The following is an 18,376-nucleotide window of genomic DNA, read 5'->3' on the forward strand; positions in this document are numbered from 1 at the left end:
GTGCGGGGCGGGCTCAGATGAGGCCCAGCTCCTGGACCGCGTCGCGCTCCTCGGTCAGCTCCTTGACCGAGGCGTCGATGCGGGCGCGCGAGAAGTCGGAGATCTCCAGGCCCTGGACGATCTCGAACTTGCCGTCCTTGGTGGTGACGGGGAAGGAGGAGATCAGGCCTTCCGGAACGCCGTAGGAGCCGTCGGAGACGACACCCATGGAGGTCCAGTCGCCCTCGGCGGTGCCGTTGACCCAGGTGTGGACGTGGTCGATGGCGGCGTTGGCGGCCGAGGCGGCCGAGGAGGCGCCGCGGGCGTCGATGATGGCGGCACCGCGCTTGGCGACGGTCGGGATGAAGTCGCCCTCCAGCCAGGCCAGGTCGCTGCCGACGGCCTCGAAGGCCGGCTTGCCGGCGATCTCGGCCTGGAAGATGTCCGGGTACTGGGTCGCGGAGTGGTTGCCCCAGATGGTGACGCGCTTGATGTCGGAGACCAGGGCGCCGGTCTTGGACGACAGCTGGCCGACGGCGCGGTTGTGGTCCAGGCGGGTCATCGCGGTGAAGCGCTCGGCCGGGACGTCCGGGGCGTTGCGCTGGGCGATCAGGGCGTTGGTGTTGGCCGGGTTGCCGACGACCAGGACCTTGATGTCGTCCGCGGCGTTGTCGTTGATGGCCTTGCCCTGCGGGCCGAAGATGCCACCGTTGGCCGACAGCAGGTCGCCGCGCTCCATGCCCGCGGTGCGCGGACGGGCGCCGACCAGCAGCGCGACGTTGGCGCCGTCGAAGGCCACGTTCGGCTGGTCCGTGATCGTGATGTCGCGCAGCAGCGGGAAGGCGCAGTCGACGAGCTCCATGGCGGTGCCCTCGGCGGCCTTGAGGCCCTGCGGGATCTCCAGGAGGCGCAGGTTCACCGGCACGTCGGCACCGAGCAGGTGGCCCGAGGCGATGCGGAAGAGCAGCGCGTAGCCGATCTGGCCGGCTGCTCCGGTGATGGTGACGTTGACGGGGGTGCGGGTCATTTCTACCTTCTCCAGCAAATCGCCAGGCGCCCCAGGCACACCGGCACTGGAGCCAGGATGATCTCTCTCGACGTCGAGAGACCGGCGTCAGGTTATCGCAAAGGGAAGCGTATGCCCGGTGTCCCGGCGTGGCTGATGCGTCACAGAAGCAAGGCGACCCCCGCCCGGGCCCTGGATTTCCACGGGACCGGGCGGGGGCCGTCGCAGGCCCTGCGGATCAGTGCCTGGGCCGGCCCATCAGCTGGCCGATGTTGTCGAGCAGCGGGATCTGCAGCCACGGGTTCGGCTGCGCCACCAGGGTCAGCAGCACGATCGAGATGCCCAGGAAGCTCAGCACGATCACGTCGGTGAAGCGGCTGCGCACCGCCAGCATCCCGACCTCGGGCAGCACCAGCCGCAGCACCGCGCCGAGCAGCACGCCGCAGCCGAGGATCAGCAGCCCGTACTTGAACCCGTCCTTGAAGTCGGCGAACCAGGTGACCGCGAGGCCGGCGCCGACGACCAGCAGGACCAGCGTGATCGGCCACTGCCGCACCGGCAGCGCGTGCTCGCGTCCGAGGGCCGCGGAGGCGCCCTCGGGCGGCAGGGTGCCGGTCGTCCTGACCGGCCTGCGGCGGGACCGTGCCGGTCGCGGTTCAGTCATGCTCGCCGTCCCTGGGGTGTCAGATGCCGGCGCGGCGCTCGGCCGCCTCGACGATGTTGTTGAGCAGCATCGCGCGGGTCATCGGGCCCACGCCGCCGGGGTTCGGGGAGATCCAGCCGGCCACCTCGGCCACCCCCGGGTGCACGTCGCCGACGATCTTGCCCTCGCTGCGGCTGACGCCCACGTCCAGCACCGCCGCGCCCGGCTTGACGTCCTCCGGCTTGACCAGGTGCGGCACGCCGGCGGCGGCCACGATGATGTCGGCCTTGCGCAGGTGGGCGCCGAGGTCCCGGGTGCCGGTGTGGCACAGGGTGACGGTGGCGTTCTCGCTGCGGCGGGTCAGCAGCAGGCCGATCGAGCGGCCGACGGTGATGCCGCGGCCGACCACGACCACCTCGGCGCCGTTGATCTCGACGTCGTGGCGGCGCAGCAGCTCGACGATGCCGAGCGGGGTGCACGGCAGCGGGCCCTCGATGCCCAGGGCGAGCCGGCCGAGCGAGGTCGGGTGCAGGCCGTCGGCGTCCTTGTCCGGGTCCATCAGCTCCAGGACCGGGTTCTGGTCCAGGCCCTTGGGCAGCGGCAGCTGGACGATGTAGCCGGTGCAGGACGGGTCGGCGTTGAGCTCGCGGACGACGTTCTCGACGTCCTCCTGGGTGGCGGTGGCGGGCAGCTCGCGCTGGATCGAGGCGATGCCGACCTCGGCGCAGTCCTTGTGCTTGCCGTTCACGTACCAGCGGCTGCCCGGGTCGTCGCCGACCAGGACGGTGCCGAGGCCGGGCGTGACGCCCTTCGCCTTGAGGACCGCCACGCGGGCGGCGAGTTCGGACTTGATCGCGGCGGCGGTGGCCTTGCCATCGAGAATCTGGGCAGTCATGACCCCATTCTCCCGGATCGCCGGGGGTCTCCGTACCGAGGGCGTCCGACCGCTGCCGCCACGCTCGCGGGCCCGGTTGCGGGCGCGGTCCCGGGCGCGGCTCCGGCCCGGTCCCGGGCACGCCTCCGGGGTGGACGAACGGGTGAACGAACGGGTGAACGAACGGGTACGAAGGTCCGACGCACGTTGCGGTTGCGCCACAGTCTTGACGCGGCACGCGGAACCGGCTGGACAGGGCGCCGCCGTCCGGATGACGATAAGCGCGCATTCCCGCCGCGATACCGGCCCGGTGACGGGCCGACGGACCCCGCGGCGGGGCGTACCCGGGGGAAAGAGCCAGTGAGCCGACCACAGCAGAACGAGCAGTCCGACCGCGGGGGCACCGTTCCGCCCGCGCCGTACCCGTCGGCCGTCCCGCACCCCTGACGCTCACCACGCTGCGAGCCGCGGCGCCCGTCACCGCCGCCGGGCCGTTCCCCGCTCCGCCGACGTCCCCCTCGGCCGGTGACCCGACTCACCGACCGGGACCGTCGGCGTCCCGTCCCCGCGTCCCCGTAACTGCCCGGAGGCATCCATGACGTACCCGCCCGACCCGAACAACCCGTACGGCCAGCCGCCGGCCGCCCCGGGCTACGGCTACCCGCAGCAGGCCCCGCCGCAGGCCGCCCCGGGCTACGGCTACCCGCAGCAGGCCCCGGCCTACGGGTACGCGCCGATGGTCCCGCCGTCCATGCCCGGCCTGATGACCACCGCCCGGGTGCTGCTGTTCATCGTCGGCGGCGTCCAGACGCTCGCCGCGATCTCCTACGTGATCATCGGGGCGGCGGCCAAGGACGTCACCAACGCCGCCAGCCGGACCACCAGCGACGACAACCCGTTCACCGCGCTGGGCGACGCCGCCGCCGGCGTCCTGCTCGTCGTCGGTGTGCTGTTCGGGCTGTTCGCCGCGCTCTCCATCACGCTCGGCGTGAAGTTCGGCAAGGGCGGCAACGCCGTCCGCGTCACCACCATCGTGTACGGCTCGCTGGGCGCCCTGGTCGGCCTGCTGATCCTGCTCGGCGCCATCTCCGGCGGCACCGCGGTCGGCCTGGTGATGGCCCTGCTCTGGCTGGCGATCAGCATCATCTGGATCACCGCCATGTGCGTCCAGGACGGCGTCAACTGGTTCAACCGGCCGCGTTACTGACCGGCCCGCACGACCAGCGCGGAGAGCGGCCCGGCTCCCTCCTCGGAGGGGGCCGGGCCGCTCTGTCGTTCCGTCACACCGTCGGCGGGACCGGTGGAATCGGCGGGATCAGTGGAAGAAGTGCCGCGCGCCGGTGAAGTACATGGTCACGCCGGCCTCGGCGGCCGCCGCGACGACCTCCTCGTCCCGGATCGAGCCGCCGGGCTGGACGATCGCCCTGACACCGGCCGCGATCAGGATCGCCGGGCCGTCCGCGAACGGGAAGAAGGCGTCCGAGGCCGCGTAGGCGCCCTTGGCGCGCTCGCCGGCCCGCTCGACCGCGAGCTTGCAGGAGTCCACCCGGTTGACCTGGCCCATGCCGACGCCGACCGAGGCGCCGTCCTTGGCCAGCAGGATCGCGTTGGACTTGACGGCCCGGCAGGCCCGCCAGGCGAAGGCCAGCTCGGCCAGCTCGTCGGCGGTCAGCGCCTCACCGCTGGCGAGGGTCCAGTTCGCCGGGTCGTCGCCCTCGGCGTGCACCCGGTCGGCGTCCTGGAGCAGCACGCCGCCGGAGATCGGGCGCACCTCCTGGCGGTTGGCCGGGGCCTCGGGGGCGAGCAGCACCCGCAGGTTCTTCTTGCGGGTGAGCACCTCCAGGACGCCCTCCTCGTAACCGGGGGCCACCACGACCTCGGTGAAGATCGGGGCGATCTGCTCGGCCAGCGCGACGGTGACCGGGCGGTTGACGGCGATCACGCCGCCGTACGCGGAGACCGGGTCGCACTCGTGCGCCTTGCGGTGCGCCTCGGCGACGTCGGCGCCGGTCCCGATGCCGCACGGGTTGGCGTGCTTGATGATCGCGACGGCCGGCTCGGCGTGGTCGTAGGCGGCGCGGCGGGCAGCGTCGGTGTCGACGTAGTTGTTGTACGACATCTCCTTGCCGTGCAGCTGCTGCGCGCCGGCCAGGCCCCCCGTGCCGTCGCTGTAGAGCGCGGCACCCTGGTGCGGGTTCTCGCCGTAGCGCAGCACGTTCTGCCGCTCCCAGGTCGAGCCGAGGAACTCGGGGAAGCGCTCGTCGCTGGGCGCGTAGCCGTCCTCGAACCAGGAGGCGACGGCCACGTCGTAGGCGGCGGTGTGGGCGAACGCGGCACCGGCCAGGCGCTTGCGGGTGGCCAGGTCGAAGCCGCCCTCCTGCGCCGCCTTCAGCACGTCACCGTAGCGGGCCGGGTCGACCACCACGGCCACCGAGGGGTGGTTCTTGGCGGCGGCGCGGACCATGCTCGGGCCGCCGATGTCGATCTGCTCGACGCACTCGTCCGGGGTGGCGCCGGAGGCGACGGTGGCCTTGAACGGGTAGAGGTTCACCACGACCAGGTCGAAGGGCTCGACGCCGAGCTCGGCCAGCTGGGCGCGGTGCGACTCCAGCCGCAGGTCGGCCAGCACACCGGCGTGCACGCGGGGGTGCAGCGTCTTCACGCGCCCGTCCAGGCACTCCGGGAAGCCGGTCAGCTCGGAAACCTCGGTCACCGGGACGCCGGCGGCGGCGATCCGGCCGGCGGTGGAGCCGGTGGAGACGATGGCGACCCCGGCGGCGTGCAGGCCCTGGGCCAGCTCCTCCAGACCGGTCTTGTCGTACACGCTGATCAGCGCGCGACGGATCGGACGGACGTTCTCCGAAACGGGCGTGGTGGAGCTGGCACTCATGCCGGAATCCATACCTTTCGGTCCTCGATGCGGTGACCTTCGCGGGCCAGCCGGCCCACGACGTCGACGAGCAACTGGCGCTCGACAGTCTTGATGCGCTCGTGCAGCGCTTCGCCGCCATCGGCGTGGTCGGCGTCGACGACCTCGACGACGCCCTGCGCGATGATCGGCCCGGTGTCCACGCCGGAGTCGACCAGGTGGACGGTGCAGCCGGTGACCTTCACGCCGTACGCGAGCGCGTCGGTGACGCCGTGGGCGCCGGGGAAGGAGGGCAGCAGTGCGGGGTGGGTGTTGACGGTCCGCCCGGCGAAGGCGGCGATGAACTCGGGGCCGAGGATCTTCATGAAACCGGCCGTGACCACCAGGTCCGGCTGGTACTCGGCGACGGAGGCGGTCAGCGCGCGGTCCCAGGCGGCCCGGTCCGGGTGGTCCTTCACCCGGTGGACGAAGGTCGGCAGGCCCGCCTTCCCGGCGCGCTCCAGGCCCGCGATCCCGTCCCGGTCCGCGCCGACGGCGAGGATCTCGGCGCCGTAGGCCGGGTCGGCGACGGCGTCGATCAGCGCCTGCAGGTTGGTGCCGGAGCCGGAGACCAGCACCACCAGGCGGGCCGGTCCGGGCGTACGGGGCGGGAAGTGCTGGGCGGGGGCGGCGGCCACTGCGCGTCTCTCCGTAGGTCGGGCGCCGTCCGCTGGTACGTCCACCGGTGGTGGGGCCACTACGAACGGCAGGTCGAGCGAGGGGGAACTCCAGGGAAATCCGCCGCGACGCGGGCCCCGGGGAACCTCTGTGGGCTGCTGACCGTCACCACGATAACGGCTGGTCGGAGGGCCTCCGCACCCTCCCGGCGGCGCTACGCGCGTAGTTGAGACGGGGATCTCCTCCGGCCCACCGCACCAAAGTTGCCCCGGACCGCACCGGCCCCGGCGTCCCCGCCCGCCCCGCCGCACCGGGCCGCCGGTGGCCCGGCGGACGACTGCGGGATCATTGGGGGCGCGGGAGACCGCTCCGACGCGAGAACCTCCGAACGAGCCCCGACCGATAAGGAATGGCTGAACCCATGAGCAGCGGCGACGACACCGGCGAGCGCAACCCCTTCGCGCCGCCGCCGGCGGATGCCCCGGACCAGCCGTGGCAGCCGCGCAGCCCCTGGGCCGGCGGGGGTCACGGCTCCGACGGCCAAGCGGGCCCCACGGGGCAGGGCGGCCCCGCCGGTCAGAGCGGCCCCGCCGGTCAGGGCGGCTCCGACGGCAGGGGCGGCGAGCGTCCGCAGCTGCCGCCGCCGTGGGGCCCCGGCGACGGCCGCACCGGCCAGCGACCGCCGTCCCCGCAGCCGCCCCGGCTCGACCTCGCCGATCCGGCCCACCGCAAGGCCCGCAACGCGGCGCTGGCCGGGCCGTTCGCCCTGGTCTGCCTGTTCGCGGGGTTCCACTGGATCGCCCTGCTGATCGGGGCGCTCGGCGTCGTCTGGGGCGTCGGCGCGCTGCGGACCCGGCGGCCCGCCCCGGCCGCCACCGTCGCCGGGCCGGCCGGGCCGCTCCCCGCGGCCCCCGCCGCGAACCCGCTCACCCCGGCGGCGCTCGCCGGCATCCTGACCGGTGCGATGACCATCGTGGTCGCGACCTCGGTGATCGGCCTCGGGTACCACTACCGCGACTACGTCACCTGCGTCCAGGACTCGCTGACCAGCGTCGGCGCCCAGAACTGCGACCGGTACGCGCCGCAGTGGTACGTGGACTTCACCGGGAACACCGAGTAGCCGGACCTCCGGGTCCGCCCGGTCGCCCCGGCCCCGGTCGGTCGTCGAGGCCCGCTCAGTGGTCGAGGCCCGCGCGGTCGTCCGGGTCCCGGCCGTCGGAGCCCGGTCCGCCGGCGGCGGGCCCGGCACCCGGCTCCGAAAGCCGCAGCACGAGCGCGTACGTACAGGCGCGCAGCCCCAGCGCACCCCGGCGGGCCTGGCGCGCGAGCCGGGCGTACACGCCCACGCCGTCCGCCGGGCCAAGCATCCGGTACCGGACCAGCAACGCGCCCGGGACGGCGACCAGCGCGATCCAGCCCGCCGCCGCCGGACCCGTCCACGGCAGCGGCCCCACCCACGCCAGCCGCTCGCCCGCCAGCGCCCCGCCGGAGAGCCGGCCCAGCACCGCCGCCCCGGCCCCGACCCACAGCGCCGCCGCCAGCGCGGCCACCACCGTCGCGGCCGGCGTCCAGGGCTCGGGCCGCTCCCCGGCCCCCGCCCCGGAGACCGGCAGCCGCCGGCCCGCGGCCGCACGGCCCAGCAGCACCGCCGGCACCACCCCGGCCAGCAGCGGCAGGACCGACGCCGCGAGCCGCCAGCCGCCCGGCCCGTCCGCCGGCAGCAGGGCGAACAGCGGGAACTCGGGCACCGGGCCCAGCACCGCACCGGTCGGCGACACCACCGTCCCGGCGCCGAGCGCGAAGCCCGGCCCCAGCGCGTACGCCGCACCCCACAGCACCGCGTTCGGCAGCAGCGCCAGCGCGAGCAGCACCAGCCCCAGCAGCGCGACGGGCCCGCCGCCGAGCAGCGCCATCCCGTGCCCACCGCCCGCCACCGCGTCCAGCACCGCCGAGAACACCACCAGCAGACCGCCCGCCGCGACCAGCCCGGCCCCGGCCGCCAGCGCCGCGGCCCGGACCACCGGCGCACCGTCGACCGGGCGGTACGGCGGCGGGAGGCGGTCCAGCGGGGAGTCGACCGGCACGTCGAGGACGGCCACCGAGCGGGCCCCCGCGGCCGTCGCCAGACCCGCCACCAGCGCCACCACCAGCACGTCCAGCAGCACCCGGCTGCGGAACGGCCCGGTGGCCGCGCAGTGCAGCGCCACCGCGAAGGCCACCGCGCAGTACCCCGCCCACACCGCCACCGGACCGCCCCAGCGCGGGCGCGGCCCGCGCCGCGCGGCCACCCCGGCGGCCGCCCGGTGGAGCCGGACCACGGCCAGGGCGCCGAGCAGCAGCGGAGTGACCGTCAGCGGGGCGTCCGCCGGCCCGCGCAGCAGCGGCGCTCCGTGCCCCAGCAGCCAGAGCGCCCCCGCCAACCGGGTGACAACGGCCGCGCCGTCGTCCGCGTACGGCGTCGCCACCCAGAGCCCGAGCACCGGCGCCCCGACCACCGCCAGGCCGACCAACGCCGTCCGTACACCCGCCAACAGGTCGGCCAGCGCGTGGCGTCCGCCCAATTCACCGGGCGACTCCAGGATCGGACGGCCCATCAGCTGCGTCATGGGCCACATGGTGCCAAGGCGACTCGCCATGCTCCGTGAAGCGCCAAACCGCCGCCGTGTCCCAGATTATTGGCTTATGCGCATTTTCAGACCTTGCCCCCCAGCCGCCGGCGCCCCGGCCCGGAGCGTCTGATGGCCACGCCACCCACCGCCGACTCCCCCACCCCGGAACGCCACCGCAGGCCCGCCCGCGCCAAGACCGACCCGGGCCGCCTGCTGCGGAAGCTGACCCCCCGTGAGGCCCAGACCCTGGCCCACCTCGCCGCCGGCCACGACCTCCCCCGCACCGCCGCCACCCTCGGAGTCACCCCCACCACCGCCCGCAGCTACCTCCAGCGCGCGATGCGCAAGCTCGGCACCCGCACCGCGGCGGAGGCACTCGCCCTGCTGGCCGGCACGCCGCCGCGCCCCCAGGACCCCGGCCCGACCGGACGCCCGGCGAACCTCACCGGCCTCGACCCGGCCGCCCCGGGCCCGGCCCCGGGTGCCGGGCTCCCAGCGGCCGAACCGGTCCTCCTGCGGCCGGTCCCGGACTCCTCCGCCCCGGCCGCCCCCGGTTCCGTGGCGGGAGCGGACCGCCCGCGGGCCGACGCGGCGACGGACGGGGAGGCGGCCGGGAGGCGGAGCCGCACCCGAGCCGGGAAACCCGCCCCGGGACCCTCGGGCGGCACCCGGCGGGCGGCACCCGGCGGGCAGCCGCGGCAGGCCGCCGACGGACTGCCGGCCGACGGGACGAGCGCCGCCCCCGGGCGCGCGCAGGAGCCCCGCACGCCTGGGGACCGGCCAGGATCCGCCACCCCCCAGGCACCTCCGGCCGCGGCGGCGGACGACGGGCGGCGTCAGCCGACCGACACCGGCCACCCTCCGACGGTCCCCGGGGACCCCGACCGGCCCGGCGGCGCTCCAGGCGCCTCCTCCACCGGGCCGGCCGGGCAGGCGAGCGCTCCGACCGCCGACACGGCCGGTGGAGGCGGGTCGGAGGAGGCCCCCGCCGGCCCGGCCGCCGGCCACGGCGACACACCGCGCCACACCCCGGCCGCACCCGAACCGAACGCCGAACGGCCACCGGCCGCCGAGTTCGTGGCGCCCACCGCCGTCGGCTCCGGCCCGGACCGGAAGGCCCCGCCGGAGCACGCCGAGCCCAGCGCCACCGCCGGCCCCGCGGCGCCCGTCCGGGCCCCGGGCCCGGACCGAGGACCGCAGGCCCCCGCCGGCCCGGCCACAAGCCACGGCGACACGCCGCACCACGCCCCGGCCGCACCCGAACCGGACACCGAGCCGGACGCCGAACGGCCACCGGCCGCCGAACCCGACCGGGCGCGGACGGCTCGCCCGGAGCCGCAGGACCCTGCCGCCGCCAGTCCCGGCCGGGCGGCGCTGGCCGCCGCCGCTCCCTCGGGCGCGGACGACGACCTCGACGCCGAGCCCCCGGCGATGGGCTTCGACGAGCTCTACGAGACCGCGCACACCCGGCTGGTGCAGCAGGTGTTCCTGCTGACCGCCTGCCGGCACCGGGCGGTGCACTGCGTACGGCGGGCGTTCGGCGAGGCCCGGCGGCGCTGGGGCACGGCCGCCGGTTCGGGGAACCCGGAGGGCTGGGTACGGGCGCGCGCCTGCGAGCTGGCGCTGTCCCCGTGGCACCGGGGCGGCCCCCGGCGGGCGCACGCGTGGGGGCTGCCGCACCGGCGGATCAAGGTGCGGCCGGCCGACGAGACCCAGGCGGTGCTGCCGGACCACGACCGGCTGACCGACCGGGACCGGGCGCTGCTGAAGGCGCTCAAGCGGCTGTCCCGCCCCCAGCGCCGGGCGCTGGTGCTGCACGACGGGCTGGGGCTGCCGGCGGTGGCGGTCGCGGTGGAGGTGGAGTCCACCCGGGCGGCGGCCGAGGGGCGGGTGTGGGCCGCCCGGGCGGCGCTGGCCGCGTGGGTGCCGGACCTGGTCGGGCCGGACCCGGCGGCACCGGGCTTCGCGGACGGGCTGTGCGGGCTGCTCCACCGGGCGGCGGTGCGCGGCTGCCCGGAGCCGCACCGGACGCCGGTGCCGGTGCTGCGGGCCCGGTACCGGCTCCGGACGGCGAGCCGGACGGGCGCGGCGGCACTGCTGACGGTCGCGGTGGGCGGGGCGACACTGGCGACCCTGGCGGGGGTGCGCCCGGCGGAGCTGTTCCGGCCGACCACTCCGCCGATGCCCGCGCTCTGCCTGGCCGCCACCGCGGCGCAGGCGGCGGAGCCGGCCGTGCCGCTGCTGCCCGACGGGGCGCCGAACGGCATCACCAGCATCTGGTGCAGCCCGGCGCCCGGTCTGGAGGCCGTCCTGGTGGATCCGCATCCCCAGGCGGTCGCGCGCTGGGAGCTGCCGCCGGCGGCCCGGGGCGCCGCTCCGCCGCCGCAGGGCCCGGCGGCCTGCCGGCAGTGGTCGCCGCTGCCCTGCACCACGGGGCCGGGGCGGCACTGAGCCGCGAACGGCGAACGCCCCCGCCCGGGAGGGCGGGGGCGCTCGTCACGCGCGGGGCGGGATCAGGCCTGGGCGGCGATGATCTCGCGGGCCAGGCGGGCGGTCTCGGACGGCGTCTTGCCGACCTTGACACCGGCGGCCTCGAGGGCCTCCTTCTTGGCCTGGGCGGTGCCCGAGGAGCCGGAGACGATGGCGCCGGCGTGGCCCATGGTCTTGCCCTCGGGGGCGGTGAAGCCCGCGACGTAGCCGACGACCGGCTTGGTGACGTGCTCGGCGATGTAGGCCGCGGCACGCTCCTCGGCGTCGCCACCGATCTCACCGATCATGACGATGATCTCGGTCTCCGGGTCCTCCTGGAAGGCCTTGAGGGCGTCGATGTGGGTGGTCCCGATGACCGGGTCACCGCCGATGCCCACGGCCGAGGAGAAGCCGATGTCGCGCAGCTCGTACATGAGCTGGTAGGTCAGGGTGCCCGACTTCGAGACCAGACCGATCTTGCCGGAGGTGGTGATGTCGGCCGGGATGATGCCGGCGTTCGACTGTCCGGGGCTGATCAGGCCGGGGCAGTTCGGGCCGATGATGCGGGTCTTGTTGCCCTTGGCACCGGCGTGCGCCCAGAAGGCGGCGGTGTCGTGCACCGGGACGCCCTCGGTGATGACGACGGCCAGGCCGATCTCGGCGTCGATGGCCTCGACGACGGCGGCCTTGGTGAAGGCCGGCGGCACGAAGAGGACGGAGACGTCGGCCCCGGTCTTCTCCATCGCCTCGGCGACGGAGCCGAAGACCGGGATCTCGGTGCCGTCGACGTCGACCGTGGTGCCGGCCTTGCGCGGGTTCACGCCGCCGACGATCTGGGTGCCGGAGGCGAGCATGCGGCGGGTGTGCTTCATGCCCTCGGCGCCGGTCATGCCCTGGACGATGACCTTGCTGTCCTTGGTAAGGAAGATAGCCATGGTGTTAAGTCCCCTTCCTTACTTGTTGGCCAGCTCGGCGGCGCGGTCAGCGGCGCCGTCCATGGTGTCCACGCGCTGGACCAGCGGGTGGTTGGCGTCGTCGAGGATCTTGCGACCCAGCTCCGCGTTGTTGCCGTCCAGACGGACGACCAGCGGCTTGGTGACGTTCTCGCCCTTGCCCTCCAGGAGCGCGAGGGCCTGCACGATGCCGTTGGCGACCGCGTCGCACGCGGTGATGCCGCCGAAGACGTTGACGAAGACCGACTTGACGTCGGGGTCGCCCAGGATGATCTCCAGGCCGTTCGCCATGACCTCGGCGGAGGCGCCGCCACCGATGTCGAGGAAGTTGGCGGGCTTGACGCCGCCGTGGTTCTCACCGGCGTACGCGACCACGTCGAGGGTGCTCATGACGAGGCCCGCGCCGTTGCCGATGATGCCGACCTGGCCGTCGAGCTTGACGTAGTTCAGGCCCTTGGCCTTGGCGGCGGCCTCCAGCGGGTTGGCCGCGGCCTTGTCCTCCAGGGCCTCGTGCTCGGGCTGGCGGAACTCGGCGTTCTCGTCCAGGGAGACCTTGCCGTCGAGCGCGATGATCTTGCCCTCACCGGACTTGATCAGCGGGTTGACCTCGACGAGGAGGGCGTCCTCCTTGATGAAGACGGTCCACAGCTTCTGCAGGACGTCGGCGACCTGGTCGGCGACCTCGGCCGGGAACTTCGCCGCGGCGACGATCTCGGCGGCCTTCTCCGGGGTGCAGCCCTCGTTGGCGTCGACCGGGATCTTGGCGAGCGCCTCGGGGTTCTGCTCGGCGACGACCTCGATCTCCACGCCGCCCTCGACGCTGGCCATGGCCAGGAAGGTGCGGTTGGTGCGGTCCAGCAGGAACGAGACGTAGTACTCGTCCTTGATGTCCGCGGTCTGGGCCAGCATCACCTTGTGAACGGTGTGGCCCTTGATGTCCATGCCGAGGATCTGCTCGGCCTTGGCGACGGCGTCCGCCGGGTCGGCGGCGAGCTTGACGCCGCCGGCCTTGCCTCGGCCACCCACCTTCACCTGAGCCTTGACGACGGCGCGGCCGCCGAAGCGCTCCGCGATGGCGGCAGCGTCTGCGGCGGTCTCGATGACATCGCCGTCAAGCACGGGCACGCCGTGCTTGGCGAAGAGGTCCCTCGCCTGGTACTCGAACAGGTCCACGTGTTTGTCCTTGTTCGTGGTCGCGGATTGTGTCTCTACGAGCGTGCCACGGCAGGATCTTCGCTGCGGGTCGTCGGGGCGGTGCGGGTACGCAGAGGTACGGCCTTGCGGCCCACACAGCCACGGGCGCACACGTCAATCAACACGCGCGTCACGTCCGTCTGGCAGGTTATCCCCGCGGGACGGGACTGTTCCGCCCGGGGCCTGCCCGGCATGGGTGAGAACCGTCACAGAATGCCCGGGAGGGACGGGGTGGGTGGCCGGTCCACCGATCGGTCCGATTAGCGCGTTCGGGTGAATCCCTCACCCCCCTGGGCGGCCCCCTCGAACAGGCTCTGCGGGATCGGGCGCTTCTCGATCGCCGCCGCCATGATCTCCGGGAACGCGTCCGGGGTGCAGGCGAAGGCCGGCGCGCCGAGCGAGGCCAGGGCGGCGGCGTGCGCGTGGTCGTACGCCGGGGCCCCCTCGTCGGAGAGCGCGAGCAGGGCGATGAACTGGACGCCGGCCGCCTTCATCGCGGCGACCCGCTTGAGCATGCCGTCCCGGATGCCGCCCTCGTACAGGTCGCTGATCAGCACCACGACGGTCTCGGAGGGCCGGGTGATCTTCGACTGGCAGTAGGCCAGGGCGCGGTTGATGTCGGTGCCGCCGCCGAGCCGGGTGGCGAACAGGACGTCGACCGGGTCGGTGAGCTGTTCGGTGAGGTCGACCACCGAGGTGTCGAACACGACCAGCCGGGTGTCCAGGGTGCGCATCGAGGCGAGCACCGCGCCGAAGACCGCCGAGTGGACCACCGAGGGCGCCATCGAGCCGGACTGGTCGATGCAGAGGATGACGTCCTTCTTCACGGCGCGCTGGGCGCGGGCGTAGCCGACCAGCCGCTCGGGGACGACGGTGCCGTGCTCGGGCAGGTAGTTCTTCAGGTTGGCCCGGATGGTGCGGTCCCAGTCGATGTCGCGGTGGCGGGGACGGTTGACCCTGGCACTGCGGTCGAGGGCCCCGCCGAGCGTGGCCCGGGTGCGGTCGGCGAGCCGGCGCTCCAGGTCGGCGACCACCTTGCCGACCACCGCCCGGGCGGTCTCCCGGGTGGTCTCGGGCAGCGCGTGCTTGAGCGACAGCAGGGTGCCGACCAGGTGCACGTCCGGCTCGACGGCCTCCAGCATCTCCGGCTCCAGCAGCAGCCGGTCCAGGCCGAGCCGGGTGATCGCGTCCTGCTGCATCAGCTGCACCACGGTGGAGGGGAAGTACTCACGGATGTCACCCAGCCAGCGGGCCACCTGCGGGGCCGAGCCGCCCAGCCCGGCACCGCGGCGGCCGGTGCGCCCGGCCCGGGCGCCCTCCTCGGGGGCGCCGCGGTAGAGCGCGGCGAGGGCGCCGTCCATCGCGGCGTCGCGGCCGCGCAGGGCGCAGCCGGTGCCGTCGGCCTCGCCGCCGAGCACCAGCCGCCAGCGGCGCAGCCGTTCGTCGGTCGTGGGCGCTGCCATCTCGTCCTCCTTCAGCGGGTCCTGCGGTGGGGCAGGCGTTCGGTGCGGTGGGTGCCACCGCGGCGGGTGTCAGGTGTCGCGGCCGGCGGCCTGCCGGGGGATCCTCGGGCGGATCCCGAGCAGCAGGGCCACCACCGGGACGGCGGCGTCGGCGCGGGCCCGGTCCAGTTCACCGGCCGCGGCCTCGACGGCCGGCGGCTCGCCGAGCGGGCCGGCCGCGACCCGGCCGCCGATGGTGGTGCGCACGCCCGCCTCCAGTCCGGCGAAGGTGCGGCGCAGCAGCGGCAGGACGTCGGTGAAGGCGTCGCCGCTCACCCCGGTCAGCCACTCGTCCAGCAGGGCGAGCAGCCGCGGGTCGTGCAGCAGCAGGGCACCGCCGCCGGTCAGGAAGCCCTCGACCCAACCGGCCGCGTCGGCGGGGGCGTTGGCGGCGGAGAGCACCAGCCGAAGCCGCCGGCCGGCCTCCGCGGAGTCGAGCCGGCCATCGTCCAGCAGCAGCCGCACGGCCCGGCCGCGCAGCAGCCCGGGGGCGCCGGTGGCCGGTCCGCCGGCCGGCTCGCGGCGGGCCAGCGAGCGCAGGGCGGCGGCCCAGCGGTCGGCCAGGCCGGCCAGGCCGTCCGGGTCCGGCGCGGTGCCGGCGGCGGCGGCGGTGGTGGTGCCGGCCGTCGTGGTGTCGGCCGCGGTGATGCCGGCGGTAGTGGCGTCGCCGGGGTCGGCGGCCAGCAGGCCGATCGCGCCGTGCACCTCGTCGAGGCGGCCGCGCATCGCCTCCGCGCCCTGCGCGTCCAGGCCGACGCAGCCGGACGGCAGTCCGACGCAGATCCGCTCGGCCAGGCCCGCGGCCGCCTCGGCGAGCGCGCCGTGGTCGGTGCCGCGCACGTCGCCGTAGCGCAGCGCGCGGACCAGTGCGGGCAGCGCGCCCGCGAGGTGCGCGACGTCGGTGTCCAGCGCCGCGCAGTCGGCGAGCACCCGCATCACGGCGGGCAGTGCGCCGGACAGCCCGGCCAGCAGGCAGGTCTCCACCAGGCCGGTCAGCTCGGCGAGTTCCCCGGCGGCGCGGGCGGTGCCGACGGCCTTGTTGGCCGCGGCCTCCTCGACCGTGGTGCCCCACTGGGCGGCCTCGGCGATCCGGACCGCGAACTCGGGCTGCCAGCACAGCCGCCAGCTCTCCCGGAACGTCCCGGTCGAGTTCACCGAGGAGCGCGCGGGCACGCCCCAGTCCACGCCCAGCAGCCGCAGCCGGTGCAGCAGCCGGGAGCGGGCCGCGTCGGTGTCCTTGCGCAGGTCGAGGTCGACGTCCTTCGGCGCGGCCTCGGGCTTGAGCCGCAGCGAGCGCTGCAACCGGGTCAGGTCGCGCTGGAGCGGCACCGCCGGTGCGGCGTCCGGGACCTCACCGAGCGCGTCGCCGACCACCAGGCGGTCCCGGACCAGCTCCAGGGCGACGTCCGAGCCCTCGCAGAGCACCGCGCGCACGGCGTCCAGGGTCTCGGTCAGCCCGGCGAGCGGGCGGCCGCGCAGCACGGCCAGGGTCTCGGCCAGCCGGACCGCCTCGATCACGTGCGCGGAGGAGACCGGGTGGTCCTCGGCGCGCAGCAGGTCGGCCGCCCGGGTGAGCCAGCGCGGCACCGGGTCACCGTCGGTGGTGAACAGGTGGTGGTACCAGCCGGGCGACTGCACCCCCGCGCCGTAACCGGTGGCCTGGGAGAGCCGGCGGTGCGTCCACGGCACCCAGGTGATGTCCGTCCGCACCTTCTTCGGCAGTGCGGCGAGCAGCGCCCGGTCGTGGGCGACGGTGGGCATCCGCTCCAGCGCGGGGACGTGGAAGGCCCCGCAGACCACGGCGATCCTGCGGTGCCCGGCGCGGCGGGCGGCGCGGATCTGCTGGCGCATGTACGCCTCGCGCAGCAGGTCCCGGCGGGACTCCCCGAGGCCTTCCTCGCGCAGCGCGCCCATCGCCTCGGCGACGGCGGCGAACGGCGCCAGCGCGTCGTCGCCGGGCGCGCGGTGCTCGACCACGTCCTCCCACCAGCGCTCCGCGTCGTCGTGCCCGGCCGCCTCGGCGAGCAGCGCCAGCGGATCGGCGACCGGCCCGGCGTCCTCCTCCTCGGCGGCCGTGCCCTCGACGGCCGTCCCCTCCTCGGCCGTCCCCTCCGCGTCCTCCTCCGGGGCCGGCGCGAAGCCGTGCCCGGCGGGCAGGTCGATGAAGCGGACCGGCAGGTCGTGCTCCACGGCGTGCCGGATCGCCACCCACTCAGGGGAGAACTCGGCGTACGGCCAGAAGGCGGCCTTCGCCGGGTCGTCCACCGCGTGGGCGAGCAGCGCGACCGGCGGGACCAGGTCCTTCTCCGCGGCCAGGTGGACGATGCCGTCGGCCTCCGGCGGTCCCTCGATCAGCACCGCGTCCGGCCGCCACTGCGCCAGCGCGGCGGCGACCGCCCGGGCCGAGCCGGGGCCGTGGTGGCGGATGCCCAGCAGGGCGACCTCGGGCGCCGTCATGCCCCCACCTCACGGGCGGCGCGGTAGAAGTCCTTCCAGCCGTCGCGCTCGCGCACCACCCCTTCGACGTACTCTCGCCAGACCGCCCGGTCCGCCACCGGGTCGCGGACGACGGCGCCGAGGATGCCGGCCGTCACGTCCCCGGCGCGCAGCACGCCGTCGCCGAAGTGGGTGGCCAGCGCGAGTCCGTTGGTCACCACCGAGATCGCCTCGGCGGTGGAGAGGGTGCCGCTCGGGGTCTTGACCTTCGTCCGGCCGTCCACCGTGATCCCGGCCCGCAGCTCCCGGAAGACGGTGACCACGCGCCTGATCTCCTCGGCGCCGCCGGGCAGTTCGGGCAGTTCCAGGGAGCGGCCGAGCTGGTTGACCCGGCGGGTGACGATGTCGACCTCCTCGTCCAGCGAGCCCGGCAGCGGCAGCACCACGGTGTTGAAGCGGCGGCGCAGCGCGCTGGACAGCTCGTTGACGCCGCGGTCGCGGTCGTTGGCGGTGGCGATGACGTTGAAGCCGCGCACCGCCTGCGTCTCGGAGCCCAACTCCGGTATCGGCAGCGTCTTCTCCGACAGGATGGTGATCAGGCTGTCCTGCACGTCGGCCGGGATGCGGGTGAGCTCCTCGACCCGGGCGATCCTGCCCTCGGCCATCGCCCGCATCAGCGGCGAGGGCACCAGGGCGTCCCGGCTGGGCCCGCGGGTGAGCAGCTGGGCGTAGTTCCAGCCGTACCGGACGGCCTCCTCGGGGGTGCCGGCGGTGCCCTGCACCAGCATCGTGGAGTCGCCGCTGATCGCCGCCGCCAGGTGCTCGGACACCCACGTCTTCGCGGTGCCCGGCACGCCGAGCAGCAGCAGCGCGCGGTCCGTCGCCAGGGTCGTCACGGCGACCTCGACGACCCGGCGCGGGCCGATGTACTTGGGGGTGATCCGGGTGCCGTCGGGCAGTTCGCCGCCGAGCAGGTACGTCGCCACGGCCCACGGCGAGAGCTTCCAGCGCTCGGGACGCGGACGGTCGTCCTGTGCGGCCAGCGCGGCCAGTTCGCCGGCGAACGCGTCCTCGGCGTGCTGCCGCAGAACGTCGGTCATGGGGGCTCCTTCGGGTCTGCCGCCGGGCACACGGGTGCCCCGGGCGCAAGGGTGATCGGGGGGAGCCAGGTCGGCGTCCCGGCCT

At 75.1% G+C, this 18,376-nt stretch carries 14 protein-coding genes; 3 read left to right on the top strand and 11 right to left on the bottom strand.

The genetic code is table 11. From position 1 onward, the window contains the following. Nucleotides 1-13: 13 nt before the first annotated feature. The 3 genes from ACWGJO_RS29190 to ACWGJO_RS29200 form a co-directional block, all read right to left on the bottom strand. Nucleotides 14-1,006 (bottom strand): malate dehydrogenase, encoded by a 993-nt coding sequence (locus ACWGJO_RS29190; protein WP_359915194.1) that lies wholly within the window; start codon nucleotides 1,004-1,006, stop codon nucleotides 14-16. Between the two features lie 217 nt (nucleotides 1,007-1,223). Beyond that, nucleotides 1,224-1,649 carry a DUF3017 domain-containing protein gene (locus tag ACWGJO_RS29195; RefSeq protein ID WP_359915192.1) on the bottom strand — a complete coding sequence of 142 codons (426 nt, stop codon included), beginning with the start codon at nucleotides 1,647-1,649 and terminating at the stop codon, nucleotides 1,224-1,226. Nucleotides 1,650-1,668: 19 nt separating this feature from the next. Further along, the gene (locus ACWGJO_RS29200; protein WP_359915190.1) at nucleotides 1,669-2,523 is read right to left on the bottom strand and encodes a bifunctional methylenetetrahydrofolate dehydrogenase/methenyltetrahydrofolate cyclohydrolase; all 855 of its coding nucleotides are present in this window, start codon (nucleotides 2,521-2,523) and stop codon (nucleotides 1,669-1,671) included. A gap of 574 nt (nucleotides 2,524-3,097) precedes the next feature. Between ACWGJO_RS29200 and ACWGJO_RS29205 the strand changes: the two genes are divergently transcribed. Continuing rightward, nucleotides 3,098-3,709: a hypothetical protein gene (locus ACWGJO_RS29205; RefSeq protein ID WP_359915188.1), complete on the top strand. Its 612-nt coding sequence runs from the start codon at nucleotides 3,098-3,100 to the stop codon at nucleotides 3,707-3,709. Nucleotides 3,710-3,817: 108 nt separating this feature from the next. On the opposite strand, the gene purH is transcribed toward ACWGJO_RS29205, so the two are convergent. Next, nucleotides 3,818-5,392 carry a bifunctional phosphoribosylaminoimidazolecarboxamide formyltransferase/IMP cyclohydrolase gene (gene purH, locus ACWGJO_RS29210; protein WP_452188226.1) on the bottom strand — a complete coding sequence of 525 codons (1,575 nt, stop codon included), beginning with the start codon at nucleotides 5,390-5,392 and terminating at the stop codon, nucleotides 3,818-3,820. Then, entirely contained in the window at nucleotides 5,389-6,048 is a 660-nt protein-coding gene (gene purN / locus ACWGJO_RS29215; protein WP_359915185.1) for a phosphoribosylglycinamide formyltransferase, read from the bottom strand. The genes purH and purN overlap by 4 nt, the downstream gene beginning before the upstream one ends. Before the next feature lie 401 nt (nucleotides 6,049-6,449). On the opposite strand from purN, the gene ACWGJO_RS29220 reads away from it, so the two are divergent. Then, the gene (locus tag ACWGJO_RS29220; RefSeq protein ID WP_452188228.1) at nucleotides 6,450-7,148 is read left to right on the top strand and encodes a hypothetical protein; all 699 of its coding nucleotides are present in this window, start codon (nucleotides 6,450-6,452) and stop codon (nucleotides 7,146-7,148) included. A gap of 55 nt (nucleotides 7,149-7,203) precedes the next feature. Here ACWGJO_RS29220 and ACWGJO_RS29225 read toward each other — a convergent pair whose 3' ends face one another. Then, entirely contained in the window at nucleotides 7,204-8,634 is a 1,431-nt protein-coding gene (locus ACWGJO_RS29225) for a cell division protein PerM (protein ID WP_452188230.1), read from the bottom strand. A 132-nt stretch (nucleotides 8,635-8,766) separates the two neighbouring features. Here ACWGJO_RS29225 and ACWGJO_RS29230 point away from each other — a divergent pair, with 132 nt between their 5' ends. Beyond that, nucleotides 8,767-11,088, top strand: coding sequence for a LuxR C-terminal-related transcriptional regulator (locus tag ACWGJO_RS29230; protein ID WP_452188232.1), 2,322 nt, complete (start codon nucleotides 8,767-8,769; stop codon nucleotides 11,086-11,088). Nucleotides 11,089-11,150: 62 nt separating this feature from the next. Here ACWGJO_RS29230 and sucD read toward each other — a convergent pair whose 3' ends face one another. The 5 genes from sucD to ACWGJO_RS29255 form a co-directional block, all read right to left on the bottom strand. Further along, nucleotides 11,151-12,041, bottom strand: a complete 891-nt coding sequence (gene sucD, locus ACWGJO_RS29235; protein ID WP_387693181.1) for a succinate--CoA ligase subunit alpha — start codon at nucleotides 12,039-12,041, stop codon at nucleotides 11,151-11,153. Nucleotides 12,042-12,059: 18 nt separating this feature from the next. Continuing rightward, the gene (sucC, locus tag ACWGJO_RS29240; RefSeq protein ID WP_452188235.1) at nucleotides 12,060-13,232 is read right to left on the bottom strand and encodes an ADP-forming succinate--CoA ligase subunit beta; all 1,173 of its coding nucleotides are present in this window, start codon (nucleotides 13,230-13,232) and stop codon (nucleotides 12,060-12,062) included. 281 nt (nucleotides 13,233-13,513) lie between these two features. Beyond that, the gene (locus tag ACWGJO_RS29245; protein ID WP_452188236.1) at nucleotides 13,514-14,716 is read right to left on the bottom strand and encodes a VWA domain-containing protein; all 1,203 of its coding nucleotides are present in this window, start codon (nucleotides 14,714-14,716) and stop codon (nucleotides 13,514-13,516) included. A 69-nt stretch (nucleotides 14,717-14,785) separates the two neighbouring features. After that, nucleotides 14,786-17,212, bottom strand: coding sequence for a DUF5682 family protein (locus tag ACWGJO_RS29250; RefSeq protein ID WP_452188238.1), 2,427 nt, complete (start codon nucleotides 17,210-17,212; stop codon nucleotides 14,786-14,788). Then, the gene (locus ACWGJO_RS29255; protein ID WP_380548889.1) at nucleotides 17,209-18,291 is read right to left on the bottom strand and encodes an ATP-binding protein; all 1,083 of its coding nucleotides are present in this window, start codon (nucleotides 18,289-18,291) and stop codon (nucleotides 17,209-17,211) included. Before ACWGJO_RS29255 ends, ACWGJO_RS29250 begins: the two co-directional genes overlap by 4 nt. Nucleotides 18,292-18,376: the final 85 nt, after the last annotated feature.

The organism is Kitasatospora sp. NPDC054795 (assembly GCF_053611565.1).

Coding starts and splice junctions, on each gene's coding strand:
- ACWGJO_RS29255 (WP_380548889.1), bottom strand. CDS start 18,291: ATGACCGACGTTCTGCGGCAGCACGCCGAGGACGCGTTCGCCGGCGAA.
- purH (WP_452188226.1), bottom strand. CDS start 5,392: ATGAGTGCCAGCTCCACCACGCCCGTTTCGGAGAACGTCCGTCCGATC.
- ACWGJO_RS29225 (WP_452188230.1), bottom strand. CDS start 8,634: ATGACGCAGCTGATGGGCCGTCCGATCCTGGAGTCGCCCGGTGAATTG.
- ACWGJO_RS29195 (WP_359915192.1), bottom strand. CDS start 1,649: ATGACTGAACCGCGACCGGCACGGTCCCGCCGCAGGCCGGTCAGGACG.
- ACWGJO_RS29200 (WP_359915190.1), bottom strand. CDS start 2,523: ATGACTGCCCAGATTCTCGATGGCAAGGCCACCGCCGCCGCGATCAAG.
- ACWGJO_RS29220 (WP_452188228.1), top strand. CDS start 6,450: ATGAGCAGCGGCGACGACACCGGCGAGCGCAACCCCTTCGCGCCGCCG.
- ACWGJO_RS29190 (WP_359915194.1), bottom strand. CDS start 1,006: ATGACCCGCACCCCCGTCAACGTCACCATCACCGGAGCAGCCGGCCAG.
- ACWGJO_RS29245 (WP_452188236.1), bottom strand. CDS start 14,716: ATGGCAGCGCCCACGACCGACGAACGGCTGCGCCGCTGGCGGCTGGTG.
- ACWGJO_RS29250 (WP_452188238.1), bottom strand. CDS start 17,212: ATGACGGCGCCCGAGGTCGCCCTGCTGGGCATCCGCCACCACGGCCCC.
- ACWGJO_RS29205 (WP_359915188.1), top strand. CDS start 3,098: ATGACGTACCCGCCCGACCCGAACAACCCGTACGGCCAGCCGCCGGCC.
- ACWGJO_RS29230 (WP_452188232.1), top strand. CDS start 8,767: ATGGCCACGCCACCCACCGCCGACTCCCCCACCCCGGAACGCCACCGC.
- sucD (WP_387693181.1), bottom strand. CDS start 12,041: ATGGCTATCTTCCTTACCAAGGACAGCAAGGTCATCGTCCAGGGCATG.